At 60.8% G+C, this 23,441-nt stretch carries 23 protein-coding genes and 1 pseudogene; 7 read left to right on the top strand and 17 right to left on the bottom strand.

All coding sequences use genetic code 11. The features are described 5' to 3' along the window. The first annotated feature begins 185 nt into the window (after nt 1–185). On the top strand, nt 186–1,880 hold the full coding sequence (locus tag G5358_RS07655) for a pyridoxal phosphate-dependent decarboxylase family protein (RefSeq protein ID WP_421323895.1): 1,695 nt from the start codon (nt 186–188) through the stop codon (nt 1,878–1,880). Between the two features lie 159 nt (nt 1,881–2,039). Here the strand turns inward: G5358_RS07655 and G5358_RS07650 are convergent, their stop codons facing one another. The 3 genes from G5358_RS07650 to yiaY all read right to left on the bottom strand — a co-directional run bounded on the left by G5358_RS07650 (nt 2,040) and on the right by yiaY (nt 4,467). Continuing rightward, complete coding sequence (locus G5358_RS07650; RefSeq protein ID WP_421323894.1) at nt 2,040–2,669, bottom strand: NAD(P)H-binding protein; 630 nt, start codon at nt 2,667–2,669, stop codon at nt 2,040–2,042. Between the two features lie 171 nt (nt 2,670–2,840). Next, nucleotides 2,841–3,179: an outer membrane protein assembly factor BamE gene (gene bamE / locus G5358_RS07645; RefSeq protein ID WP_005337980.1), complete on the bottom strand. Its 339-nt coding sequence runs from the start codon at nt 3,177–3,179 to the stop codon at nt 2,841–2,843. A gap of 136 nt (nt 3,180–3,315) precedes the next feature. Next, on the bottom strand, nt 3,316–4,467 hold the full coding sequence (yiaY, locus tag G5358_RS07640) for an L-threonine dehydrogenase (RefSeq protein ID WP_005337978.1): 1,152 nt from the start codon (nt 4,465–4,467) through the stop codon (nt 3,316–3,318). A gap of 382 nt (nt 4,468–4,849) precedes the next feature. Here yiaY and udp point away from each other — a divergent pair, with 382 nt between their 5' ends. Further along, complete coding sequence (gene udp, locus G5358_RS07635) at nt 4,850–5,605, top strand: uridine phosphorylase (protein WP_005337975.1); 756 nt, start codon at nt 4,850–4,852, stop codon at nt 5,603–5,605. Nucleotides 5,606–5,758: 153 nt separating this feature from the next. Here udp and G5358_RS07630 read toward each other — a convergent pair whose 3' ends face one another. Continuing rightward, entirely contained in the window at nt 5,759–6,487 is a 729-nt protein-coding gene (locus tag G5358_RS07630) for an RluA family pseudouridine synthase (RefSeq protein WP_421323893.1), read from the bottom strand. Between the two features lie 222 nt (nt 6,488–6,709). Here G5358_RS07630 and rihA point away from each other — a divergent pair, with 222 nt between their 5' ends. Continuing rightward, complete coding sequence (gene rihA / locus G5358_RS07625; RefSeq protein WP_421323892.1) at nt 6,710–7,645, top strand: pyrimidine-specific ribonucleoside hydrolase RihA; 936 nt, start codon at nt 6,710–6,712, stop codon at nt 7,643–7,645. Between the two features lie 33 nt (nt 7,646–7,678). Next, a complete protein-coding gene (locus G5358_RS07620) occupies nt 7,679–8,146 on the top strand; it encodes a hypothetical protein (protein WP_005337958.1) in 468 nt (155 codons plus the stop codon). A 186-nt stretch (nt 8,147–8,332) separates the two neighbouring features. Here G5358_RS07620 and G5358_RS07615 read toward each other — a convergent pair whose 3' ends face one another. From G5358_RS07615 to G5358_RS07605, 3 genes are all read right to left on the bottom strand, one after another. Next, nucleotides 8,333–8,626, bottom strand: a complete 294-nt coding sequence (locus G5358_RS07615; protein WP_204827381.1) for a winged helix-turn-helix domain-containing protein — start codon at nt 8,624–8,626, stop codon at nt 8,333–8,335. Beyond that, nucleotides 8,626–9,156 carry a DUF1523 family protein gene (locus G5358_RS07610; RefSeq protein WP_005337948.1) on the bottom strand — a complete coding sequence of 177 codons (531 nt, stop codon included), beginning with the start codon at nt 9,154–9,156 and terminating at the stop codon, nt 8,626–8,628. The genes G5358_RS07615 and G5358_RS07610 overlap by 1 nt, the downstream gene beginning before the upstream one ends. A 175-nt stretch (nt 9,157–9,331) precedes the next feature. After that, nucleotides 9,332–10,954, bottom strand: coding sequence for a methyl-accepting chemotaxis protein (locus G5358_RS07605; RefSeq protein WP_216954225.1), 1,623 nt, complete (start codon nt 10,952–10,954; stop codon nt 9,332–9,334). Nucleotides 10,955–11,186: 232 nt separating this feature from the next. On the opposite strand from G5358_RS07605, the gene G5358_RS07600 reads away from it, so the two are divergent. Next, nucleotides 11,187–11,819: a LysE family translocator gene (locus tag G5358_RS07600; protein ID WP_216954223.1), complete on the top strand. Its 633-nt coding sequence runs from the start codon at nt 11,187–11,189 to the stop codon at nt 11,817–11,819. Between the two features lie 73 nt (nt 11,820–11,892). On the opposite strand, the gene G5358_RS07595 is transcribed toward G5358_RS07600, so the two are convergent. From G5358_RS07595 to G5358_RS07560, 8 genes are all read right to left on the bottom strand, one after another. Next, nucleotides 11,893–13,101: a cation:proton antiporter gene (locus tag G5358_RS07595; protein WP_421205789.1), complete on the bottom strand. Its 1,209-nt coding sequence runs from the start codon at nt 13,099–13,101 to the stop codon at nt 11,893–11,895. Nucleotides 13,102–13,254: 153 nt separating this feature from the next. After that, complete coding sequence (locus G5358_RS07590; RefSeq protein ID WP_216954218.1) at nt 13,255–14,358, bottom strand: beta-N-acetylglucosaminidase domain-containing protein; 1,104 nt, start codon at nt 14,356–14,358, stop codon at nt 13,255–13,257. A 43-nt stretch (nt 14,359–14,401) separates the two neighbouring features. Further along, a complete protein-coding gene (locus G5358_RS07585; protein WP_005359340.1) occupies nt 14,402–16,129 on the bottom strand; it encodes a potassium/proton antiporter in 1,728 nt (575 codons plus the stop codon). Nucleotides 16,130–16,409: 280 nt separating this feature from the next. Beyond that, nucleotides 16,410–16,556: a hypothetical protein gene (locus G5358_RS07580; protein ID WP_421323891.1), complete on the bottom strand. Its 147-nt coding sequence runs from the start codon at nt 16,554–16,556 to the stop codon at nt 16,410–16,412. Further along, nucleotides 16,553–17,242, bottom strand: coding sequence for a M15 family metallopeptidase (locus G5358_RS07575; RefSeq protein ID WP_216954216.1), 690 nt, complete (start codon nt 17,240–17,242; stop codon nt 16,553–16,555). Before G5358_RS07575 ends, G5358_RS07580 begins: the two co-directional genes overlap by 4 nt. Continuing rightward, nucleotides 17,239–18,366, bottom strand: coding sequence for a succinyl-diaminopimelate desuccinylase (dapE, locus tag G5358_RS07570; RefSeq protein WP_421323890.1), 1,128 nt, complete (start codon nt 18,364–18,366; stop codon nt 17,239–17,241). Before dapE ends, G5358_RS07575 begins: the two co-directional genes overlap by 4 nt. Before the next feature lie 19 nt (nt 18,367–18,385). Then, nucleotides 18,386–18,736, bottom strand: coding sequence for an ArsC family reductase (locus G5358_RS07565; RefSeq protein ID WP_005337930.1), 351 nt, complete (start codon nt 18,734–18,736; stop codon nt 18,386–18,388). A 318-nt stretch (nt 18,737–19,054) separates the two neighbouring features. Beyond that, a complete protein-coding gene (locus G5358_RS07560) occupies nt 19,055–19,369 on the bottom strand; it encodes a hypothetical protein (protein ID WP_421323889.1) in 315 nt (104 codons plus the stop codon). 285 nt (nt 19,370–19,654) lie between these two features. Between G5358_RS07560 and dcuC the strand changes: the two genes are divergently transcribed. Beyond that, on the top strand, nt 19,655–21,031 hold the full coding sequence (dcuC, locus tag G5358_RS07555) for a C4-dicarboxylate transporter DcuC (protein ID WP_216954209.1): 1,377 nt from the start codon (nt 19,655–19,657) through the stop codon (nt 21,029–21,031). 84 nt (nt 21,032–21,115) lie between these two features. Further along, nucleotides 21,116–22,255, top strand: coding sequence for a M20 family metallopeptidase (locus G5358_RS07550; protein WP_421323888.1), 1,140 nt, complete (start codon nt 21,116–21,118; stop codon nt 22,253–22,255). Nucleotides 22,256–22,395: 140 nt separating this feature from the next. Here the strand turns inward: G5358_RS07550 and G5358_RS07545 are convergent, their stop codons facing one another. Both G5358_RS07545 and G5358_RS07540 read right to left on the bottom strand, forming a co-directional pair. Continuing rightward, a complete protein-coding gene (locus tag G5358_RS07545; protein ID WP_216954205.1) occupies nt 22,396–23,052 on the bottom strand; it encodes an adenine nucleotide alpha hydrolase in 657 nt (218 codons plus the stop codon). A gap of 173 nt (nt 23,053–23,225) precedes the next feature. Further along, nucleotides 23,226–23,441, bottom strand: a pseudogene (locus G5358_RS07540) (anaerobic C4-dicarboxylate transporter); the annotation flags it as partial.

Below are 23,441 nucleotides of genomic sequence, written 5' to 3'. Positions count from 1 at the left end.
GCTGTCAGCCAGGATGGGAGCAAGATCACGAAATATAAAGAGGCGCCTCAAAGGCGCCTTTTTGCCAGCCCTTGTGCTGGCTGATACATGACAAAAAGTAGGGTAGGCCATTAGATATTGTCACTGTCGGCCCCGCTGGTACAGGGGTATAACGGCCGCACATTTGCTGTACTAATGGTATAAAAATGAGTGACTTAGTTTATCTGCAAGACGAAAGCGTCAATGCCGTCCACCCCGATTTCTCCGCCCGTTTCGCCACCGTCAAAGCCAACATTTTCTCGCGCAATCCCGATCTCTGGCCCGTTTTTCGCGAACCCGGATTTGCCACCCTCAACGAATTTCGGGCCCGTGGCCTGGCCCCCGATGCCCGCCTGAACGCCTGGCCAGATGGCCGCGCCCGCTTGGCCGATCTCTGCGAGACCATGCCGGTGCCCGCCACCATGCGCACTCCGGGCGAGCCGATGGCCGAGCTGCTGTTTGCAGCCGCGCTATCGAAGGATTGGGAGAATCCCTCCAGCGTCGAGAACGTCATCACCATGTCGGCGGATCCCGCCATCTACGGTGCCCAGCTGGGCATTCTGGCCAACCCCAATCTGGTCTACTCCGAATACGCCGGGGTCGCCGAGGAGCTGGAAAAGAAGGTGGTGCGCCAGATTGCGCTGCTGGCAGGCTATGACCCCGAGCGGGCCACCGGCATCTTCACCCAGGGGGGGACCTTCTGTAACCTCTACGGCTACCTGCTCGGCATTCGCAAAACCTTGCCGGAGGCCAAGCACAAGGGGCTAGGCCACTATCAGGATTACCGCATCATCAACTCCCAGGGCGGTCACTACTCCAACATCACCAACCTCTCCCTGCTCGGGGTCGATATCGAGAACAAGACTATCCGCATTCAGGTGGGGGAGAACAATGACATCGATCTCGACCACCTCGAGTGCACCCTGACCGCCTGTTTTGCCCTGAAACACGTGGTGCCCACCATCATGCTCACCATGGGCACCACCGACACGTTCGGGGTGGATCAGGTGAAACCCGTGTTCGAGCTGCGCAATCGCCTCTGCGAGCAGTTCGAGGTGGCGGTCAAACCTCACATCCACGTCGATGCCGCCATCGGCTGGTCGATGATCTTCTTCCTGGGTTACGACTTTGCCGCCAACCCGCTTGGCATCAATGCCGCAACCCTGGCCGGGATCGAGCGCAACGTAGCGCGCTTTGCCGAGCTCAAATATGCCGACTCCTTCACTGTCGACTTCCAGAAGTGGGGCTATGTGCCCTACACCTCCAGTCTGGTGATGATCAAGGAGCAGGATGACCTCAAGGCGATGGAGAATGACCCGGAGAACTTCTCCTACTTCGAGCGGGACATTCAGGGGCAGACCCACCTGCAATCCACCATCGAGTGCTCCCGTGGCGCGAGTGGCCTGTTTGGCGCCTATGCGGCGCTCAACTACATGGGAGTGGAGGGGTATCGCATCGTGCTGGCCCACTGCCTGCAAAATGCCAACTACTTCCGCTATCGCCTGAGCCAGCTTGGCAACGTCAAGCTGGTGGCGCAGGAGAATCAGGGGCCGAGCGTCGGCTTCAAGATCTACAACCCCGAGTGGGTGAGCGATCCGGAGGCCGAGTTCGCTTTCGAACTGGCGCGCTCCAGCGATCCCGCCTACAAGGCGCGGCTGCAGCGCAATACCGACTATCACCGCAGCCTGTTCAAGGGGCGTGGCAAAGTCGGGCTCTACACCAACTGGGTGGAGGCGGTGGCCCACTCCGACTATGACGCCCGCGGCAAGTACTCCTACATCGCCGGGGAGAAGGCGGTATTTATGAACCCTGCCTGCACTCGCGAGCAGATCGACGCCTTTATCGACCATATTCGCGGTTGAGGGCGGTTGCCCTGACAGTCGAGCGCGGTCAATGGTGGCAAGAGGTGGTTGGGGTGTATCACGCCAACAGATAAACAAAGGGCAAGCCGGCTGGCTTGCCCTTTGTTTTTGCGGCTCTGTTTTTGCAGCACTGTGCGTAATCAGTGGGGAAGGGCGGGTTCAGAGGGCCAGCAGTTGCTCGTTCTCGACAATCTCGCACCCGGCGGGCAGTTTCGAGAGGGCGATCATGGCGCGAGCCACCTGACTGGCCTCGATGGCGCGCCAGCGGGCGAGCTTGCCCACCAGCAGTGGCCGAAACAGCGGATAGATGGTCTGAAAGATCTGCTCGGAGAGGCGCGGTGGCTGGCGATCCCCGAGCAGCATGGCGGGCCGCACGATGGCGAGCCGTGGCCAGGATTGGGCCAGCAGGGCCTGCTCCATCTCTCCCTTGGTACGCGGATAGAGAGCCGGGGACGATGCGCTGGCCCCCATGCTCGAGACCACGATAAGGCGCTGACAGCTGTGACGGCGGGCCAGCTCGGCAAAGGCGACCACATAGTCGAGATCGACCCGGCGAAACGCCTCGGCAGAGCCCGCCTCCTTGCGGGTGGTGCCGAGGGCACAGAAGGCGATATCCACCGGGCGGGAGAGGGTAACGCTGGCCAGATCATCAAAATTGACCGGTAGCCAGTGGTGCGCCTCCTTGCCCGGCTTTCGACAGAGCAGGGTCAGTTCATGTTCGGCAGGCAGTTGCTGCACCAGTTCGCGACCGATCAGGCCGCTGGCTCCGGCAATCAGGATCCGGCTCATGGGGATTCTCCCTGTGTCATTCGATGGTGTTGATGCCATGGTGGCGGCTCATCAGCATCAGGCAATTTGCGAGCTGCTGCAATGGGGAGAAATGACGCAGTGTTGTCGGGCAGGATGAATTACGCGGGGCTGGATAAAACAAAACCGGCACGAGGCCGGTTTTGCGGGATATCAGAGTGGGGTATTGAAGGCTGCTGGCAGTGGGAAGTCACCCGTCACTGTGGTCAGCCTGTCGTTGGCGAAGGTGACAGTGAGCTCTTTGCGCTCCTTGTCGCCGTGGCCCGGCTGGAATTCATAGAGGTAGTACCAGGTGTTGGGGTCAAAGCCGTCACGCAGCATGGGGGTCCCCAGCACATAGCTGACCTGCTCGCGGGTCATCCCCTGGCGCAGTTTGTCGACCTGTTTTTGTTCCACATAGTTGCCCTGGGGAATATCGATACGATAGACCAGGCTGCAACCGGAGAGGGTGAGGGCGGTCAAAGCCGCGGCAATCAGGTGTTTCATCCGCATATCGAGTTCAGATCATCCATACAGTCTTTTTGGCTCGGCAAATCATACCGACTCCCTCCACGGAAGTAAAAAGCCATTGATCCATCAGCCAATAAAAAGGGCCGCACTGCGACCCTTTCTGGCAATCCGGTGGCCTTTACATCGCCGCGCGGAAGATGGCGACGATCTCTTCGTGGCTGGCCTGTTTCGGGTTGGTGAAGCCGCAGGCATCTTTCAGGGCGTTGCTGGCCAGGGTATCGAAGTCATCGGCCTTGACGCCGAGCTGCTCCAGACCGGCCGGGATCTTCACATCCAGCGCCAGCTGCTTGATGGCGGCAATGGCAGCGGCGGCGCCCTGCTCGTCGTTCATGGCGCTCACATCCACCCCCATGTAGCGGGCGACATCCTTCAGGCGAGCGGCGCTCACCTGGGCGTTGAACGCCTGAACGTGGGGCAGCAGCACGGCGTTACAGACACCGTGGGGCAGGTCATAGAAGCCGCCCAGCTGGTGGGCCATGGCGTGCACGTAGCCGAGGCTTGCGTTGTTGAAGGCCATGCCGGCCAGGAACTGGGCATAGGCCATCTGCTCGCGGGCATGCAGGTCATCGCCATGGTGAACAGCGGTGCGCAGGTGCTTGGCAATCAGCTCGATGGCCATCACGGCGCTGGCATCGGTCACCGGTGTGGCGATGGTGGAGACATAGGCCTCGATGGCGTGGGTCAGGGCATCCATGCCGGTGGCGGCGGTGAGACCGGCCGGCTTGGCCAGCATCAGCTCGGGATCGTTGACCGACATCAGCGGGGTAACGTGCTTGTCGATGATGGCCATTTTCACGTGGCGCGCTTCGTCGGTGATGATGCAGAAGCGGGTCATCTCGGAGGCGGTACCGGCGGTGGTGTTGATGGCGATAAGCGGCAACTGTGGCTTGGCGGAGCGATCCACCCCTTCGTAATCCTTGATGCTGCCACCGTTGGCGGCGACCAGCGCAATGCCCTTGGCGCAGTCGTGGGGCGAGCCGCCACCCAGCGAGATGACACAGTCGCAGCCGTTGGCCTTGATCATGGCCAGACCTGCTTCAACGTTGCTGGTAGTGGGGTTGGGTTTGGTCTCATCGAAAACAGCGCTTTCAATGCCATGTTCAGCCAACAGGGTGGTGAGCTTGGCGACCACGCCGATCTGGTTGAGGATTTTGTCGGTGACGATCAGCGCCTTGCGATAGCCGTAACCCTTGATATCGGCGGCAGCCTCTTGCAGACAGCCGGCACCCATCAGGTTGATTGCGGGAATATAGAATTTGAATGTAGCCATGATGGACTTCCTGTAGTTAGCCATTAAGTGGTAGTTGAGAGCTAGGCTACCATCTAGAAAGGGATACAAAAGCATCTTGTTTACAACTTTACGGGGTCGATCACGAGTCGTTAATTAAGCGCTGAACCAGGCTTGACTTTCCCGCATCTGACTCGATTGGCAGAAAAACGTTTGTCAATTATTTCATTGAGTTAGCAAACGTTTTGCACAATGTTTGTCACTGTCAATGCGTGGAAGTGTGAGGCGCTTCAAGGAATTGGAAAGCGCTTTCGACCATAGTTGGCGCCTCCCCGAAGAGGGGGGTAAAGGCTTGAAAGTATCATAAAGAATCATCTTAACTTGTGCCCTGACCATGCTGGCAGGGGGCAACCAGGAGTCCAATATGTCTGATGTATTTCACTTGGGTTTGAAGAAAGCGGATCTGCAAGGCGCCACCCTGGCGATCGTCCCCGGTGACCCCGAGCGCGTGAAGCGTATCGCAGAGCTGTTGGATAACCCGGTGCACCTGGCCAGCCATCGTGAATTCACTACCTGGCGCGGCGAGATGGACGGCAAGGCCGTGATCATCTGCTCTACCGGTATTGGTGGCCCGTCCACCTCCATCGCGGTAGAAGAGCTGGCCCAGCTTGGCATCCGCACCTTCCTGCGTATCGGCACCACCGGCGCCATCCAGCCGCACCTGAACGTGGGTGACGTGATCGTGACCACCGGTTCCGTGCGCCTCGACGGTGCCAGCCTGCACTTCGCACCGATGGAGTTCCCGGCTGTTGCCGACTTCGACTGCACCACCGCGCTGGTCAACACCGCCAAAGAGATGGGCTCCAAGCTGCACATCGGTGTGACTGCCTCCTCTGACACCTTCTACCCGGGTCAGGAGCGTTACGATACCGTATCCGGCCGCGTAGTGAGCCGTTTCCAGGGTTCCATGAAAGAGTGGCAAGCCATGGGCGTGCTGAACTATGAAATGGAATCTGCAACCCTGCTGACCATGTGCTCCAGCCAGGGCCTGCGTGCCGGTATGGTGGCTGGCGTTATCGTCAACCGCACCCAGCAAGAGATCCCGAACGCCGAGACCATGGCGAAGACCGAATCTGATGCCATCAAGATCGTACTGGGCGCTGCCCGCAAGCTGATCTGATAGCACCACAAAGAGTGGGGGGTGGGGGCCGTTGCGAAAGCGCGGCCCCTATCTTTATCCGCCGTTTACCGCTTTTCCTCTCCCGTCACGCCTTTCACTGATCCCGTCGCACTTGCGCTGGTTGTCTCTGCTGGCTGCCTCTACCTATTGCCCCTAAAAAGGCGCCGCACAGCGGATCTGCATCGGCTCGCCGCTCATCGGATGAGTAAAATCCAGCTCGCTGGCGTGCAGCATCAGCCGCGGCGCCTGTTCGCAGCTGGCTGGCAGCAGGCCACCATAGAGATCGCAGCCGAGGATGGGGTGACCCAGCAGCTGACTGTGGATGCGCAGCTGATGGGTGCGGCCGGTCTCCGGCACCAGTCGTACCCGGGTCAGTGGCACGGTCTGCCCCTGTATCTGCTGCGCCAGCCGCTCAATCACCCGATAGCGGGAGCGGGCGGGTTTGCCGCTGGCGGCGCAGATCTTCATCAGCGGAAAGAGGGCTGGATCCTTGGCGATAGGGGCGTCGATAACTCCTTCGTCGTCAATCAGATGACCGCAGAGCAGGGCGCTGTAGGCTTTGCTCACCGCCCGCTGGCTGAACTGCTGGCAGAGCAGGGCATTGATGGCCTTGTTTCTGGCGACCACCATGATGCCTGAGGTGCCAAAATCTAGGCGATGCACCAGGGTGCAGCCGGGGAAATCCTGCACCAGTCGATAATGAACCGAGTCGAGATTCTGCGGATTTTTGCCCGACAGACTCAGCAGGCCGCTTGGCTTGTTGATGAGCAGCAGGTGTTCATCCTCGAACAGGATCTCGATGGCGGCCTTGCAGGGCGGGGCGATAAAGGTGTCGACGATAACGGACATAGGTGGCACAGGCTGGAAACGGGGTGCGATCATACCCGAACCGGCTCGGCCGGGCGAATGGGTGGTGCGCAGCCTCGGAAAATGAACGGAATGACGTCATGCAACCTATTGATAATGAGCCGTGTTGAGCGAGGCGGTGTACAGTGCAAACCGCCCAGGTCAGCAACAAGGCCCCGTTTTGTGACCCCTTCCCGAGTTCATCCGAGGCTTGCTTGTTAAGGTATGGCTCCCTGTTATGTTGTAAGGACTCATCCCATGGCACTGCCCGTTATTCTCGATTGTGATCCCGGCCACGACGACGCCATCGCCCTGATTCTGGCGCTGGCCAGCCCTGAACTTGACGTGTTGGCAGTTACCACCAGCGCGGGCAACCAGACACCGGACAAGACCCTCAACAATGCCCTGCGCATCCTCACCTTGCTGGGGCGGGACGATATTCCGGTGGCGGCCGGGGCGCCGAAACCGCTGGCCCGCGAGTTGATTATCGCCGACAACGTCCATGGCGAATCGGGCCTCGATGGCCCCAAGTTGCCGGATCCCGCCTTTGCACCGCAGAGGATGACGGGGATCGAGCTAATGGCCCAATGTCTGCGCGAGAGCCCGGAGCCCGTGACCCTGGTGCCGACCGGCCCGCTCACCAATATCGCCCTGCTGCTGGCGGCTCACCCCGAGCTAAAGGGCAAGATCGCCCGCATCGTGCTGATGGGGGGCGCCGCGGGGGCCGGCAACTGGACCCCGGCCGCGGAATTCAATATTTATGTCGATCCGGAAGCGGCCGATATGGTGTTCAAGTCGGGCATCCCCATCATCATGTGTGGCCTCGATGTGACCCACGAGGCGCAGGTGATGGATGAGGATATCGAACGGGTGCGCGCCATCACCAACCCGGTGGCCCAGTGTGTGGCCGGGTTGCTCGACTTTTTCATGATCTACCATCGGGATCCCAAGTGGGGATTTGCTGGTGCGCCGCTCCACGACCCCTGTACCATTGCCTGGTTGCTGGCTCCCGAGTTGTTTCACGGGGTCGAGTGCCGGGTCGATATCGAGACCCGGGGGGAGCATACCGTGGGGATGACGGTGGTGGATCGTTATGGTCTGACCGGCAAGCCAGCCAATGCGCTGGTATTGTTGGGGCTGGATCGTCCGGGCTTTATCGATCTGCTGGTGACGCGGCTGCGGGCGTTTGACTGAGCGCCGGTTCATTTTTGCAAGAAGGGGCGGGGAATGTGGAAGAGAGGCTTGGTGCTGCTGGCCGGGTTGCAACTGACAGGCTGTGCGACGCCATTCGAGCGGATGTGGCAGGGGCTGGCGACCTGTGAATTTACCGATCTCTATGTGGATGAGACGGGCAGGCCCGCCAATCTACAATTGGCCAACTACACCCCCTACAAGGTGAGCGACGGCTTTGCCTGGTACAAGGTGCACGAGGAGCTGCACGGCTTGCCGGTGGTCGGTTTTATCGTGCCCGCTTCCAGCTTCGAAGTGCATGCCCTCTTTGTCGATACCCCCATCGCCAATGCCCGCCGGTTGACCCACAACGCCTACGGCAGCGAGTTTGGTGACGAGCAGAAGCATGACGAGGGGTTGGCGCCCCTATTGCTGCGCGATCCCAACAACCCCAAGCGCTCCATCATCGACTGCACCCGCGGTGAGTCAGACGGGGAGCTTGAAGATTCGGCCATGCCCGAGTAGAGCCACCTGTTAGGCCATCGGCCTGAAAAAAGAGGGGCCAGCCTTGTCGGCTGGCCCCTCTTTTTTATTGTTGCTTAGCGCCCTGATCAGGGATAGCTCAACGTCTCCTTGATAAGCGGCAGTTGAGCCTTGATCCATGCCGGATTGCAATAGGTTCCCCAGTCGCAGGCCTGACTCGACATCATTTCAGGGATAGCTCAACGTCTCTTTGATAAGCGGCAGTTGAGCCTTGATCCATGCCGGATTGATGGGGCCCCAGTCGCTGATGCGGTAGTGTCCCTGCAGGTGGCGAGCCCCCTCGGTCTGCTCGAAGGCGCAGCTGATGTCGAGCTCGGCCAGCGCGCTCAGGGTATCTTGCGCGGTGCGGCGCGGCATGCCGGTTGCCTCCATGATGGCGGGCACCGTATCCGTGCCTTGGCTGATCAGCCAGGCCACGTAGAGCCGCCGGTAGAAACTGGTGCGGGTCTTGCTCGGCTCCATCAGATCTCATCCTCAAGACGATCGAAGTAGCGCCAGGTTGCGATGGCGGCTTTGCCCATCACCAGTGCCCAGAGGCCGAACCAGAACCAGCGGAAGAAGCTCCAGGTGGAGGCGTCAGGCTCTGTGCTCTCGATCTTGGTGACGTTGGGGAACATGGAGAACATGTTCACGCGCCAGCCGTAGGAGGTGATGATGGCTAGGCGTTTCTCGAACTCCATCGACTTGGCCTTGGCCTGGACGTCGGCGGCGTTGAACTTAAAGTAGAAGGGCCAGCCCCACTCGGTATCCTCATTTCTGAACACCCGGATCTTCTCGCCGGGGCGCTCGGTGTAGATGTAATAGACGTCGGTGGTGGGGCCGTCAGCCGGGTTTTTCTGGCTGATGGGGCCATCCTTGTCGGTGCGCTTCACCTCGACCCCGGTGATGGTAGCGATGGTGTGCTCCGGCAGGTAGTAGTCGAGCCAGGCGGCGGAAATGAGGGCGATGAGCCCCAAGGCGATAAAAGCGGGTTTCTTGAATCTCAGGCTCATGGTGTGCTCACGTGAGGGGGAGTAACGTGCCTCTACCATACCGATATTTGACAGGGCAGCCCAGCCCCTTATGGCGCCACAAGCCAAAAAATGGCGTTTAAAACAGATACAAAGCCATTGATCCATCAACAAGAAAGGCCCTTGCGGGCCTTTTTGTCTGGTTCACTTTGTGCGCTTACAGCTGGAATTGGGCCAGCTGCTTGCGTTGCTGCTCGGCGAGCTGGGAGAGTTCGTTGCTGGCACTGGCGCTCTGGCTGATGCCGGCGGAGCTCTGGCTCACGATCTCGTGAATATTGGTGATGTTGCGGTTGATGTCGGCAGTGACGCAGGACTGCTCCTCGGCTGCGGTGGCGACCTGGGCGTTGGCGTCGTTGATCTGGCGTACGGCACCGGTAATGCCACTCAGCAGATCCTGCACCTGAGCTGACAGGCGTTGGTTATGACCGAGGATCTCCAGGGTCTCCTGCACGCCGTTGTTGGCGGATTGGGACTGGCTCTGCAGCCGCTCGATGATGGCCTGGATCTCCTTGGTGGAGTCCTGGGTACGGGCTGCCAGCATTCTCACCTCGTCGGCCACCACCGCAAAACCACGACCCGTTTCGCCGGCACGGGCCGCTTCGATGGCGGCATTGAGCGCCAGCAGGTTGGTCTGCTCGGAGATCCCCTGGATCACTTCAATTACCTTGCCGATCTGCTCGGACTGGGATTTGAGCTGAGCCACGATGGCGGCAGCATCTTCCAGACTGCCTGCCATCCGGCTGTTGGCGGCGATGCTTTCGGTAAAGAGGGCGAGCCCCTGTTCGACCCGGCCATTGGCATCCCGCGCCAGCTCGTCGGCGATGGCGGCGTTGTGGTTGACGTTGTCTGCTGTGCTGGAGAGTTCGGTCACGGCGGAGGCGACCTGTTCGATCTCGCTGTGCTGCTGCTGGGCGTTGGCTTCAGCCTGGGTCATCACGGCGGCCAGCTCGGTGGCGGCGGAGGCGACGCTGTTGCTGATCCCGGTCAGGTTCTCGATGGTGCTACCAAGTTGCCCCAGAGTGAGGTTGATATCTTTGGCCAGACGGGTCAGCTCGTTGTTGCCATCCGCTTTGGCGCGCACGTTGAAGCGCCCTTGCGCCACGGCGTGCATCACCTCTTGCAACTGACCGATGGGGCTGACGATGCGACCGGAGAGGACCCAGCCACAGATCAGCGCCGCCAGTAGGGTACCGGCGGTGAGCAGCAGGGTACGCAGCAGGGTTGCGTCGTAGTGAGCCTGCTCGTCGGCCAGCTCTTGCTGGATCAGCTGGTTGATGTGGGCCGACATGCTGTCGATCTGTTTGATCAGCTGTTCACCCAGCTCGCGGAAATGGAGGCGGGCCGCCTCGTAGGCGACCGGATCGCCGCCACCCTGATGTTTTTGCGCCAGCAGCGGCAGCATGTTGCTGCGGGTATGGCTGAGGTAGGCCTGCAGGGCGGCAGCGACCTGCCGGTTATCCTGCTCGGCACCGGGGAGCACCAGACGGCCGAGAATGGTGTTGATCTCCTGCTCGGCGCTGTTGAGGTTCGCAGGTAGTGCGGCAAACAGCTTGGCATCGTAGAGGCCATAGATGGCGCTGGTGCGCAGCCGGTAGGTGGCGTGGATCAGTTTGGCAATATCGTCCTTGTGCTGGACCACGCTCTGGGTCGTCTCATCTATGTCATTGATGGCTTCATCCAGCCCCTGTTTACTGATGGCAATCATCACCATCATCAGCAGGCTGGCCAGCAGCAGCGGTATCAGGACCTGGACACGTATTGATAGATTATTCAATGACATAAATGGCTCTAATCCGAAATGGGAGGAGCCGACATATTACACACCTACGTCAGGAGCTGTCACAGGCTTTTATTGCTGAAATTTGCTGAAGAAAAGGTTTTTCCTTGTGAAAAAGGCGCCATATATGCATGATTGAACGCTTGATCCCCTGAATATGTGGTACAACTGGCCGGATTGAGTCAATCCTGTCCCGTTTTCGTGATTCCCCGCTCTTGGCGTATGGAGGTGTGTAGTGTCCAGCTGGATCGATCCGGCCATTCTGGCTCTGTTTATCCCGACCTTTTTCTTTGTCTCGGTGACCCCCGGCATGTGCATGACCCTGTCGATGACGTTGGGGATGAGCCTGGGGGTGCGCCGTACCCTGCACATGATGTGGGGGGAGCTGATCGGAGTCGGGTTGGTCTCGGTGCTGTCGGTGATCGGGGTGGCTGCCATCATGCTCAACTATCCGGGGATCTTTGCCGCCTTCAAATATGTGGGGGGCGCCTATCTGGTTTGGCTCGGTATCCAGATGTGGCAGGCCAAGGGGAAGATGGCCATTCCGGCGGATCTTTCGTCCGGTCAGCAGACCAGCGCCATGGGACTGGCGGTGCAGGGTTTCGTCACCGCCATTGCCAACCCCAAGGGGTGGGCCTTCATGATCTCCCTGCTGCCACCGTTCATTTCGGCCAGCAAGCCGATGGTGCCGCAGATCACTGCGCTGGTGGCGCTTATTCTGGTCATCGAATTCTCCTGCCTGCTGCTCTACGCCAGTGGTGGCCGAACTCTGCGCCACTTCCTCGCCAAGAGCGGCAACGTCACCCTGATGAACCGCATCGCCGGTACTCTGATGCTGGGGGTGGGAGTCTGGCTGGCGCTTGGTTAAGCGCTGTTAGTGACCCCCACCAGACAAGAAAAATGCCACCGGTCGGTGGCATTTTTTATGAGTGCCAAGTGGTTCAGCGGGGTTTGAAACGTGTGACCCAGGGGTTGGCGGTGATGCCATGCAGCAGCACGCTCAATATGATGGTGCAGAGCACAGTGGCGATGATGGGGCGCTGGCCAATCAGGGCAGGCTGGTTTTGCAGCACCATCACTGCAAAGACGATACTGGCAAGGCCCCGCGGGCCGAACCAGCCGATAAAGAGCTTGAGCTCTGGCTTGAGGCCGGTGCCGAGCAGGCTCAGCCAGACCGGCACCATCCGCAGCAGGGTGAGGCTGGCAATGGCATAGAGCCAGTATTGCCAGTGCATCAGCTCCGACAACATGGGGAGCAGAGTTGCGCCAAACACCATCCAGATCACCACGGAGAGCAGGTCGCCGTAGCCTTCGCAACTGTCCATATAGGCGTGCTTGTGTTCACCGAGTCTGCGCCCGATAAAGAGACCGCCGACAAAGGCGGCGATAAAGCCGCTCCCCCCCAGACTCTGGGCCAGCGCAAAGCAGAGCAGGGCCAGTCCCGGCATGGTGAGCTGGCGCCAGAGCGGCAGTTGCCAGCCGTTGAGATAGGAGATTTTCAGCAGCCGTATGGTTAGGCTGGTCAGTACAAAAGCGACCAGGAGGCCAATGCCGATCTCCTCCAGCATCAGGGTGATGGCCAGCGTGGCTGTGCCTGCGTGCTGCTCTGTGGGGGCGATAAGGGCCAGCAGCAGAAGCAGCACAGGCACACAGATGCCGTCGTTGAGGCCGCTCTCCTGATTGAGCCCTTCGCGCAGTGGCGCCGGTACGGCCGGGTTGCTCACCACCGCCTTGCCGAGCGCCGCATCCGTGGGGGCAAGAATGGTGGAGAGGATGGCCATCTCCAGCAGTGGCAGGTCGGGGAAGATCCAGTGACCAAACAGGGCTCCGGCGATGAGCGTCAGTGGCAGGCCGATCATTAGCAGCCGGATGGGGAGCTGCCGGTTGGCCAGCAATACTTGCCAGTTGGTATTGGCGGCATCGTTGAACAGAACGATAACCAGAGTCAGCTCGGCCAGCAGCTTGATGCCGGCGCTGTCGATAGAGAGGGAGAGCAGCTCCAGCCCGCCAGGCCCCAGCAACCAGCCGGTCAGCAGAAAGAGCAGGGGGCCGTTGACCAGCTTTGATTCGAAGCGCCCCGCGATCAGGCTGTAGATCAGCAAGAAGGCAGCGATCACCGCCAGATTCTGGTAAAGCAGATGTGTATCCATACAAGCTCCCTTGAAACCATCTTGTCAGGGCTGTTTAACTGCCATCCTGGCCCCGGGTTATGCCCGATATTCTCAGTGATTAACTCTTTGTTGCCGTAACTGTGCGCACACCTTGTCCAGAGTGGCTGTGCCCATCACGCCTGCCGAGGCAGATCAATCGGTCAGGCAGTCGGGGTCGAACACATACTCCCCATCCAGCCAGCGCACGATTTCGTCGACGCAGGATTGGTCACGAAACGGCAGGTAGCGGGCCTTGAGATGGGCCACCTGCTCAGGGGTCAGCTGGGCCATCCCTATGTCCTGAAACAGCGGCAGGTCGGCCTCGATCATCGCCGAGATCTGTGGGCCGCAGGTGGCGTTGAGGGCGGCATGCTGCGCCTTGTCGGGGTCGTACTGCTTGCCGAGGCGGTAGCTCATCGGCAGGGTGGCGAGGGGTAGGGTCGACAGCGCCGCCTGTTTCATCGGGTTGACCGCGTGGCCAGAGACCAGCTCTGCCAGCTCGGCAGGGCGATTCTCGAAGGCGCGCAGGTGCAGGTAGCTGCTCGCCTTGCTGCCATCGTTGACCGGGTAGTTGTCCCACAGGAAGGGCTTGCGGCCGAGCAGTTCGGTCACCTGCTTGAGGTGGCTGGCCGGATATTCGCTGGAGCAGACCTTGGGGCCGGTCCAGAAGATCTCGAAACGGCGATCGAGCCGCTCGCCAAGCTCCTCCAGATAGTGGGGAGGCATGGCGCCAAACACCTTCTCCAGCACCGGATCGGTCGAGTAGTAGCTGGGGCAGAAGATGAGGCGGGTCGCCTTGCTGTGAGCCGCGATGTCGTGGGCGATGATGAGCTGATGGTGCGCCAGATCCGGGGTATCCCCCTTCATGTCGTCAAACAGCACTGCCAGAATGTCAGGCTGCAGCATCTCGTCGATGAGGCGCACTTTCTCAAGCAGCGCCGAGCGTTTGCGATCGTAGTCGTGATGAGCCCCCATGGGGCTCAAGCCCACCCCGAAGGCGAGGCCGTTGGCGCGGCACTGGCGCGCCAGTTCGGCGAGATCCGCCAGCTGCTGCTCGGGCCAGGGGAGGGCCCAGTGCTTGCGCAGATAGCCATCCTCTTTCGGTGCATAGATATAGAAACCGTAACCGTGGCGTGGCAGCCACTGGGCGTAGCGGGCGCGGGCCTGCCAGCTCCATCCCTTGCCAAAAAAGCCTTCAATGACCCCCAGATTGGCAGCGGGGGGCAGGGGGCCGGACAGCAAACTTTGATATGGCATAACTCTCTCCCTTCTTGCTGGGGACTTGATACGGGACGGTCAGTCAGACCGGGTCCTCTTCCTGAAAGCGCACCCCGATCTTGCTCGGCACGCTCTCGTCCATTTCGGCCACGGTCCAGATCAGGCCCTGCCATTCGATGTTGTCACCGACCACCAGATTATCGCCCAACTGACTGGCAATAAAATCGCCCAGTGTCTGATCCGCCACCTCGCTCACATCCAGCCCGTAAAGAGGGGCGAGATCCACCAGCCGTGCCGCCGCTTCCAGCAGGAAGTCACCGAAGAAGCGGGGGCCGAGATCTTGCTCCGGTGCCTGACTAAAGAGCTGACCGAGGGCGGGGAGGTCACGTTCGTGACCGATGACGCAGAGGATGTCATCGGCCTGCAGACAGGTACTACCCGAGGGGTGGAGCAGCTCGCGGCCACGAAACAGGGCGCAGATCCGGGTGCCGGTGGGCATCTGCAGATCCCGCAGTGGCGAGCCGATGCACCACTTCTCTTCCCCCAGCTGGTAGACGAAGGTCTCCCACTGGCTGTCGAGATCGATTTCGAGCCCGGAGCGGTTGATGGGCGACGGCGGTGCCGGTACCTCCACCCGCGCCAGTTTTGAGGCCAGCGGTAGCGAGCTGCCCTGCAAAATCAGCGAGACCAGTACTACAAAGAAGGCGACGTTGAAGTAGAGCTGGGCGTTGGGCAGCCCCGCCATCATGGGGAACACCGCCAGAATGATGGGCACGGCGCCGCGCAGGCCAACCCAGGAGATAAACCAGCGCTCGCGGGGGGCGAAGTTCTTGAACGGTAGCAGCCCGATCCAGACCGACACCGGGCGGGCAAACAGGATCATCCACATCGCCAGCGCCAGCGCGGGCAGGGCGATGGGCAGCAGCTTGTGGGGGGAGGCAAGCAGCCCCAGCACCAGAAACATGCCGATTTGGCTGAGCCAGGTCAGACCGTCCAGCACCGACAATGTGGTGCTGCGGCTGCGCAGGGCGAGGTTACCGAGCAACAGACCGGTGAGATAGATGGCGAGAATGCCGCTGCCACCGACCGCCGTGGTGAGGGCGAAGATCAGCAGACCGCCGCTGACGGTGAGCAGCGGATAGAGCCCCGGCGCCAAGCGGGCTGTGTTGATGAGGCGCCACAGCAGCCAGCCGCCGCCAAGGCCGATCCCGGCGCCAAGACCAAACTGCTTGACCAGTTGCAGCAGCAGGAAGCCCCCATCCAGCCCTTGCTGGGCGGTGGCGAGCACCTCGATCAGGGTGACGGTAAGAAACACTGCCATAGGATCGTTGCTGCCCGACTCTATCTCCAGCGTCGCGCTCACCCGCTCGTTGAGGCTGCGCCCGCCAAGCAGGGAGAAAACCGCTGCCGCATCGGTGGAGCCGACGATGGCGCCGATCAGCATCCCCTGCATCAGGTTGAGGTCAAACAGCCAGGCTGCGGCAAGCCCCGTCAGGCCGGTGGTGATAGCCACCCCGACTGTCGCCAGCGACAAGGCAGGCCAGAGTGCAACCCGAAACGAGGAGACCCGGGTGCGCATGCCACCGTCGAGCAGAATGATGGCAAGCGCCAGGTTGCCCACCAGATAGGCGATGGAGTAGTCGGCGAAGTGGATGCCACCAGGGCCATCCTCACCGGCCAGCATGCCGACGGCGAGGAAGATAACCAGAATGGGAATACCGAGGCGGGAAGAGAGGGCGCTCAACAGTACGCTGGCTCCCACCAACAGGGCAGCGACAAAAAAGAAACTGTTGATGGTAGCGGCATCCAAGGGCGAACTCCTTCCTGGTAATGTGCAAAGTAGGCACATTATATGCAGTTAGGCACCCCTTGTGTGGCTTATTTGTGCATCAATTTTCACTTTCTTACATTTTTCATCCCTTTTTTCAGCATGGCCGCGCCATATTCTGACTGTGACGGGGTTAACGAAAGCGGAGTCAAAGGAGCGTCGATTTCAGGATGCGCAGGGAGGAGAGGGCGGGGAAAAGCGAAACGGCACAGCAGAGGGAGAGGGGAGCACAAGGGCGCTCCCCACGGGATGGGGGCGGGATTCAGTCGTCCTCGTCATCCTTTACTTCGCGGATCTTGTCCTTGTAGTTGGGCAACTGCTTCTCCAGCCGTTTCATGTCATTGATGGCATTGAGAAACAGCCCGAGCAGGAACAGCAGCGGCAACCCTATCCACAGCCAGAGATTCATGGGATTTTCCTTTCGTCAGGACAGGTGGTGACATAACAGGCCAAAATTTCATCAAGGTTGGCCAATATGGTCGACTTGCCTTCAATATCCGCCTGTTGCAGGCAAAGCGCCAGTGCCGCGGGATCAAGTCGCTGCTCGTCGGACTCCAGCGAGAAGCTAATATGCCAGGGCTCGTAGGCGACCCCGCTCTCTGCCCCGACCGGCTTGGCATAAGGGAGGAAGAAGCCGAAGTCGCTCATATGGTCGCTGAGCCACTCGCTCAAGCCTGCAAACCAGCCCCCGGCTTCATACTCCCACGGCTCCAGTGCCAGTTTGGTATTGGCGGGCAGGCAGTCCGGGTCGTAGATATCGAGATCGGTCCCCCAGTGGTGACGGCTGGTGCCGGGCAGGGCGCTCCAGCGCAGGATAGCGTGGAGGCGCTCCTCGTCGCTCAGTTGCAGGGCGTCGATGGGCTGGCTGTGGGCATCGAGCAGTGGCCGTTCGCCGCGCCACTTGCCATTCCAGATGGCGAGTTGGCGCTCGAAGCTGCGCCAGCTGGAGGCCGCCTGCAGGTTGAACCCCTCGTAGGCGGCCGCCACCTGCATGTCGTTGAAGGCCGCCGCGGTGGCGGCGGTCAGCCGATGGGGGCCGCGCCCCACCAGAATAAGGTGGCTCTCGTCGAGCCCCAGCAGTTGTTCCTGCGTCATGCCAGCAATCTCTCGAGCACCCCTTGGTACATGTCGGCCAGCAGATCCAGATCGTCCGCCTTCACGCACTCGTTCACCTTGTGAATGGTGGCGTTGACCGGCCCGAGCTCAATCACCTCGGCGCCGGTGGGGGCGATAAAGCGCCCGTCGGAGGTGCCACCAGTGGTGAGCAGGGCCGGTCGCTGACCGTTCACCGCCTCGATGGCCGCCACGGCCGCATCAAGCAGCGCGCCGGTATCGGTGAGGAAAGGTTGGCCGGAGAGGGTCCAGCTCAGCTGATAATCGAGGCCATGTTTATCCAGCAGCGCCTCGACCCGCTCGCGGATATCCAGGTCGGTCAGTTCGGTGCTGAAGCGGAAGTTAAACTGCACCTGCAATTCGCCCGGAATGACGTTGGAAGCGCCGGTGCCGGCCGAGATGTTGGCAATCTGGAAGCTGGTGGGGGGGAAGTAGGCGTTGCCCTCATCCCACACGGTGGCGGCAAGTTCGGCCAGCGCTGGCGCCGCCTTGTGGATCGGGTTGTCAGCCAGATGGGGATAAGCCACATGGCCCTGCACCCCGCGTACCAGCAGATCGCCGGTGATGGAGCCGCGGCGGCCGTTCTTCACTACATCCCCTACCACGGCGGTAGAGGAGGGCTCGCCGACGATGCACCAGCGGATCTTCTCGTTGCGGGCCTCCAGGGTGTCGATCACCCGGGTGGTGCCATTGATAAAGGGCCCCTCCTCATCGGAGGTGATGAGAAAGGCGATGGACCCGGTGTGATCCGGATGCTCGGCCACGAAGCGCTCTACCGCCACCACCATGGCAGCCAGCGAGCCCTTCATGTCGGCGGCGCCGCGTCCGTAGAGCACGCCATCCTTGATGGTCGGCTCGAACGGCGGGGTGTGCCATTTGTCCAGCGGCCCGGCGGGCACCACGTCGGTGTGACCGGCGAAGCAGAACAGTGGCCCCTCGCTGCCACGACGGGCCCAGAGGTTGGTGGTGTCCTCAAACACCATGGGCTCGATGACAAACCCGAGCTTGGCGAGGAGCTCCGCCATCAGGGTCTGGCACCCTTCATCGAGGGGGGTAACGGAGGGGCGGCGGATCAGATCCTTGGCCAGTGCGATGACATCCGACATCAGTTGTCCTTAGTTGTCCTTAACGGGAAAAGAGGGATTGGTAGTGATCAGCCTTGAAACCCAGGGTCAGTTCGCCGTCACGGTCGAGCAGCGGGCGCTTGATCATGGCCGGATGTTCCAGCAGCAGGGCGCGCGCCTTGGCGGTGTCGAGCCCCTGTTTGGCCTCATCCGGCAGGGCGCGGAAGGTGGTGCCGCGGCTGTTGAGCAGGGCTTCCCAGCCGAGTTTTGCCAGCCAGCTGTCCAGATCGTCCGGGTTCAGGCCGTCGGCGCGGTGGTCGTGAAAGCGGTAGTCGATACCGGCCTCATCCAGCCACTTGCGGGCTTTCTTGATGGTGTCGCAGTTCTTGATGCCATAGAGGGTGATGGCCATGGGGAGTCCTTCTCTTGTGGGCGCTGGCCGTGGCCGCGCCCGAAAATCCGAATCAACAGAGTGCAAGGGCCCGATTCTGGCATTGTGGCAATCCCATGGCAACGCCGATGGTCCGGCTCGCGGGTTTTACCGGAACTGGTCACACCTGAACGGCGATTTTGAGCACAAAGTCAGAAGCAGTGGGGCTGGCGTGCCCGATGGGGTTGGGTATTGCGGGAGAAGATCGACTATTGCAGGAGAAAAAGAGAAGGGGGCAAACGCCAGATAGCCAAAACGCGCCAGTGGGCGCGTTTTGGTCGGCATCATCAAGTACCTCAATCAGTGCAGGGTGGTCCACTCATGGTCAAAGACCCGGGCCCGTTCCCAGGGGGCATCAGGCAGGCTGGAAGAGAGGCCAGTGTATTTGCCCACGTCGTCCACCACGATGGCGGAGAGGATCGGCAGGTTGTTTTCGGTGCAGTACATGCGGATGCGTTGCAGCAGGGTGCGCAGTTCATCCTGGCACTGCTCCAGCCCGGCCTGCTTGGCCAGTTTGGAATAACGAATGGTAGTGCGTTCCTTTGCAGACTCGACGAGGATGTCCCACAGCTTGTAGTCGCAGGTCGAGAGACCTGCGGTGGCTTGGCTTGTCATAACTCTCTCCGGCGCGAAATGGTCGCTATATGTCGAAGCGCATCTTCGCCAGTTCGGCGCTGTCGTATGTTGATCCAACGCAAAAAAGAGGGGAGTCGCGTCAGACAATTCTCTTTCCGAGAATGGTAAAGGTTTTTCTGTGGGTGAAAAAACGAAAATTTGGCACTTGGCTAACATATTGTGCTGTCAAAGCCCAATGTCGTCACCTTTATTGATGGGGATCAAAGGCAAACAGTAGTCAGATCACTAGATTTCGCTCCTCGATAAATTTATCAGGAGTGAATATTGGAACTTTTATTCGTCTTGCTCGTTCTGGTCGCCGTGGTCTACGGCATTATCAAGGATTACAACCCGCAGGCGGTGCTGGCGCTGGCGGGCATGGCCATTTTTGCAGTGGCCTACTGGTTGGGGCTGCACCCCATTCTCCCCGCTGACAAGAGCACCGGCTTCGCCCTGTTCGACCTGTTCGAAGTGTTCAAGGGGATCTTCTCCTACCGCGCGGCGGGCCTCGGCCTCACCATTATGGCGGTGGCGGGTTTTGCCACTTACATGTCCCATATCGGGGCCTCTCAGGCGCTGGTGCGGGTGGCGGTCAAGCCGGTGGCGGGCATCCAGTCCAGCTACCTGATGCTCGCCATCTGTTATCTGGTGGCGGTCTTTGTCTCCCTGTTCGTCACCTCCGCCACCGGCCTTGGCCTGTTGTTGATGGTCACCATGTATCCGGTGATGCGCAACCTCGGCATCAGCCCGGCCTCCGCCTGTGGTGTCATCGCCACCTCCCAGGCGTTTGAAATTGGCCCGACCCAGACCAACGCCATCTTCTCCGCCGGTCAATCCGGCATGGATCCGACCAGCTATTTCGTCGACTACCAGATCTGGCTGGTGGCCCCCATGCTGCTGGTGACCATGGTGCTGCACTTCTTCTGGCAGCGTCACTGCGATCGCAAGGATGGCTGGGATCCGGCGCTCCATCGCGGCGATCACGCCGAGCTGGACGAGCAGGGCACCGAGAGCGTGCAGGCGCCCACCTGGTATGCCCTGCTGCCGATAATCCCCTTCGTGCTGATGATGACCTTCTCCAAGCTGCTGGTGAGCGACATCAAGATGAGCGTGGAGGTGGCCATGCTGCTGTCGGTCTTTATCGGCATGCTGTGCGAGCTGCTGCGTAGCCGCTCGGTGCGAACCGCATTCGCGGGGCTGTCGAGCTTCCTCGATGGCATGGGCAAGGTGTTTGGCCCTGTGGTGGCGCTCATCGTCTGTGCCGAGCTGTTTGCCGAATCTCTCAAGGCCATCGGCGCCATCGATACCCTGCTGCACTCTGCCAGCAATGCCGGTATCGGCAGCGGCCTGATGACCCTGGTGATGGTGGGCCTCATCATGGTGGCGGCGGTCATCATGGGCTCCGGCAACGCGGCGTTCCTGAGCTTCTCGACCCTGGCACCGGCGGTGGCGGCCAAGTTTGGCGTGCCTGCGGTGACCATGTTGCTGCCGATGCAGCTCGCTTCCAGTATCGGCCGCACCATCTCTCCCATCGCGGCGGTGCTGATCGCTTGTGCGGGGATTGCCAAGGTGTCGCCCTTTACCGTGGTCAAACGCACCAGCGTGCCGATGGCGGGGGCGCTGGTGACGGCGCTGACCCTCAACTATCTGCTGTTTATGTAAGCGGGTGGCGGACGGCACGAGCTGTCCGCCCCTTTCACTCGGCTGTCGGACGGGAGGCCTGCCCTCCCGTCCCAGGAGATGACAATGACAGACTCTCGCAACGCTTTTTCTCTGGATGCCTACCTGGCAGATCTGGCCCCGCTCATCAACCTCGATTGCGGTACTCGCACCCCGGCCGGGGTGGCCAAAGTGGCCGACATCATGACCGAGAAATATGAGGCCATCGGCTGGCAGGTGACCCGCCACCAGTTTGCTGCCGAGTGCGGCCCCTGCCTCGAGATCACCAATGCGCCGGGTGCCGCTCACTACGACGTGATGCTGGTGGGCCACATGGACACCGTCTTCCCCGAGGGAACAGCGGCCAAGCGCCCGTTGAAAATCGAAGGCAATCAAGCCTTTGGCCCCGGTGTCTCGGACATGAAGAGTGGCCTGCTCTCTATCTGGTATGCACTTAAAGAGATGGATCCGGTGCAGCTGGCCAAGCTCAAGGTGCTGGTCTGCTGCAACTGCGACGAAGAGATTGGCTCCCCCTGGTCGAAAGATTGGCTGGTGGAGAAGGCCAAACAGAGCGGCTGCGTGCTGGTGGCCGAAGCGGCGCGCCCCAACGGGGATCTTATCAGCGCCCGCAAGGGCAATGCCAAGTACCGCATCACCTTTCACGGCAAGGCGTCCCATGCCGGTTCGGCTCTGACCGAAGGGGTCTCTGCAATCACAGAACTCGCTCATTGGGTGCTGGCCATTAACGAGCAGGTCAACATGACCACGGGCACCACCATGAACGTCGGCGTGGTACAGGGCGGCACCGGCGTTAACGTGGTGCCCGACTTTGCCGAGGCAATCGTCGATCTGCGTTTCTGGAGTAACGAAGAGGCCGCTGCGGTGCACGAGCGGCTCACCTTTATGGCCAACAACCCCTTCCTTGCGGGCTGTCGGGTCGAGGTGGATCGCCAGACCTTCAAGCCGGCGATGCGCCCGAGCGGCGATACAGAAGCTGTGATGGCGCTGGTGGAGGCGGCTGCGAAAGAGGAGGGGATCTCCTTCAACTGGCTGGAGGCCGGTGGCGGTTCGGATGCCAACTTTACCGCCGCCGCGGGGGTGCCGTCCCTCGATGGTTTCGGCCCCATGGGGGGCGGTTTTCACTCGGAGGCGGAATTCCTGCTGCTGGACAGCATCGAGCCGCGCATCCGCCTGCTGCAGCGGGTGCTGGGCAAGCTGGCGAAATAAGCCGGTTTATCCCTTGTTCGGGTCATCATGGCCCGCTCAAAATTGGTCCGCTCCACTCCAAACGGGAGGCTGTTGCCTCCCTTTTTTTATCTCGATTTTTCGCGCGTCCCTGAACGAGCGCGCCAGATGGCTTGAGGCCGTTACCCCTGTGGCTCAGCCAGATAGGCCAGATGATCCTGCCGTGCTACCTGCCAGCCATCGAGGCGCAGCGGGGCGGCAAAGCCCGGGCCGTCAGTCACCATGGTGTGGTACTCCCCCTGCTCGCCGCAGGCATCGAAGCCCTCGCGCTCGGCCAGTTGTTGTAGCTCGCAGAGGGTGGCGGCATCGAGGGGGCGTCCAGTCCACTCGGGGGCCAGCACCCGGGTATCGATGCAGGAGAGGTGGGCGACGATGCCGCGGGCCAGCATATCCGCCAGCAAGGCTTGGCGAGATTGCTGCCAGAGCGGGGTATGGACGGTGAGCCCGAGCGGGCGGCAGCGTTCGCGGATCCAGTTTGGTGCGCCCCCCACGCTGTCGATATCGCCGGTCACTACCCCGTCGAGGTTCCACTCCTGCTGCAAGTGGCTCAGCGCCGTCTCATAGCTCTGCTCGAACGGCGCTTCGATGGTGACCAGCAGATGGGGCAGCCCGAGGGCTTCCGCCTGACGGCGCACCAGTGGCAAAGGATGAGCGAGAAATCGGGGCTCTGGCGGGGCAAAGGTGGCAAGTGCCACCACCTGATGGCCCGCTTGGCGGGCATGACAGAGGGCCAGCATGGCATCTTTGCCACCGCTCCAGAGCAGGATGACGCGAGACATGGATGAGATTCCGATGGTGAACGAGGGAGCATGCTACCCAGCGGCGGGGGCAGAGGTAAAGGCATAGTGTCCGGAAATGGCGGCGGGGAAATGGTTGGGGTAACAGAGCGGGAAAAAAGCAGGCCCCCAAAGCGGGGGCCTGTATTGCAATAGCGTGGTAAACGCCGCTGCGATTAGAGCAGGATGCTGGTGAGGATAAAGCCCAGCGAGCAGGAGGTCACCACCCCGATCAGCCCCGGAATGATGAAGCTGTGGTTGATGATGAACTTGCCGATGCGGGTGGTACCGGAGCGGTCGAAACCGATGCAGGCCAGATCGCTCGGGTAGGTCGGCAGCACGAAGTAGCCGTAGCTCGCCGGCAGGAAGGCGATCAGCAGCTTGGGTTCGAC

The organism is Aeromonas sp. 604176, assembly GCF_049170755.1.
In the GTDB taxonomy this organism is placed as follows: Bacteria; Pseudomonadota; Gammaproteobacteria; order Enterobacterales; family Aeromonadaceae; genus Aeromonas; species Aeromonas veronii_A.
The sequence above is the reverse complement of the archived record's forward strand: the minus strand, read 5'-3'. Positions and strand labels throughout refer to the sequence as shown.

What these genes read in the sequence shown, in the direction of transcription:
- G5358_RS07655 (WP_421323895.1), top strand. Translation starts at nt 186, where the DNA reads ATGAGTGACTTAGTTTATCTGCAAGACGAAAGCGTCAATGCCGTCCAC.
- G5358_RS07650 (WP_421323894.1), bottom strand. Translation starts at nt 2,669, where the DNA reads ATGAGCCGGATCCTGATTGCCGGAGCCAGCGGCCTGATCGGTCGCGAA.
- bamE (WP_005337980.1), bottom strand. Translation starts at nt 3,179, where the DNA reads ATGCGGATGAAACACCTGATTGCCGCGGCTTTGACCGCCCTCACCCTC.
- yiaY (WP_005337978.1), bottom strand. Translation starts at nt 4,467, where the DNA reads ATGGCTACATTCAAATTCTATATTCCCGCAATCAACCTGATGGGTGCC.
- udp (WP_005337975.1), top strand. Translation starts at nt 4,850, where the DNA reads ATGTCTGATGTATTTCACTTGGGTTTGAAGAAAGCGGATCTGCAAGGC.
- G5358_RS07630 (WP_421323893.1), bottom strand. Translation starts at nt 6,487, where the DNA reads ATGATCGCACCCCGTTTCCAGCCTGTGCCACCTATGTCCGTTATCGTC.
- rihA (WP_421323892.1), top strand. Translation starts at nt 6,710, where the DNA reads ATGGCACTGCCCGTTATTCTCGATTGTGATCCCGGCCACGACGACGCC.
- G5358_RS07620 (WP_005337958.1), top strand. Translation starts at nt 7,679, where the DNA reads ATGTGGAAGAGAGGCTTGGTGCTGCTGGCCGGGTTGCAACTGACAGGC.
- G5358_RS07615 (WP_204827381.1), bottom strand. Translation starts at nt 8,626, where the DNA reads ATGGAGCCGAGCAAGACCCGCACCAGTTTCTACCGGCGGCTCTACGTG.
- G5358_RS07610 (WP_005337948.1), bottom strand. Translation starts at nt 9,156, where the DNA reads ATGAGCCTGAGATTCAAGAAACCCGCTTTTATCGCCTTGGGGCTCATC.
- G5358_RS07605 (WP_216954225.1), bottom strand. Translation starts at nt 10,954, where the DNA reads ATGTCATTGAATAATCTATCAATACGTGTCCAGGTCCTGATACCGCTG.
- G5358_RS07595 (WP_421205789.1), bottom strand. Translation starts at nt 13,101, where the DNA reads ATGGATACACATCTGCTTTACCAGAATCTGGCGGTGATCGCTGCCTTC.
- G5358_RS07590 (WP_216954218.1), bottom strand. Translation starts at nt 14,358, where the DNA reads ATGCCATATCAAAGTTTGCTGTCCGGCCCCCTGCCCCCCGCTGCCAAT.
- G5358_RS07580 (WP_421323891.1), bottom strand. Translation starts at nt 16,556, where the DNA reads ATGAATCTCTGGCTGTGGATAGGGTTGCCGCTGCTGTTCCTGCTCGGG.
- G5358_RS07575 (WP_216954216.1), bottom strand. Translation starts at nt 17,242, where the DNA reads ATGACGCAGGAACAACTGCTGGGGCTCGACGAGAGCCACCTTATTCTG.
- dapE (WP_421323890.1), bottom strand. Translation starts at nt 18,366, where the DNA reads ATGTCGGATGTCATCGCACTGGCCAAGGATCTGATCCGCCGCCCCTCC.
- G5358_RS07565 (WP_005337930.1), bottom strand. Translation starts at nt 18,736, where the DNA reads ATGGCCATCACCCTCTATGGCATCAAGAACTGCGACACCATCAAGAAA.
- G5358_RS07560 (WP_421323889.1), bottom strand. Translation starts at nt 19,369, where the DNA reads ATGACAAGCCAAGCCACCGCAGGTCTCTCGACCTGCGACTACAAGCTG.
- G5358_RS07550 (WP_421323888.1), top strand. Translation starts at nt 21,116, where the DNA reads ATGACAGACTCTCGCAACGCTTTTTCTCTGGATGCCTACCTGGCAGAT.
- G5358_RS07545 (WP_216954205.1), bottom strand. Translation starts at nt 23,052, where the DNA reads ATGTCTCGCGTCATCCTGCTCTGGAGCGGTGGCAAAGATGCCATGCTG.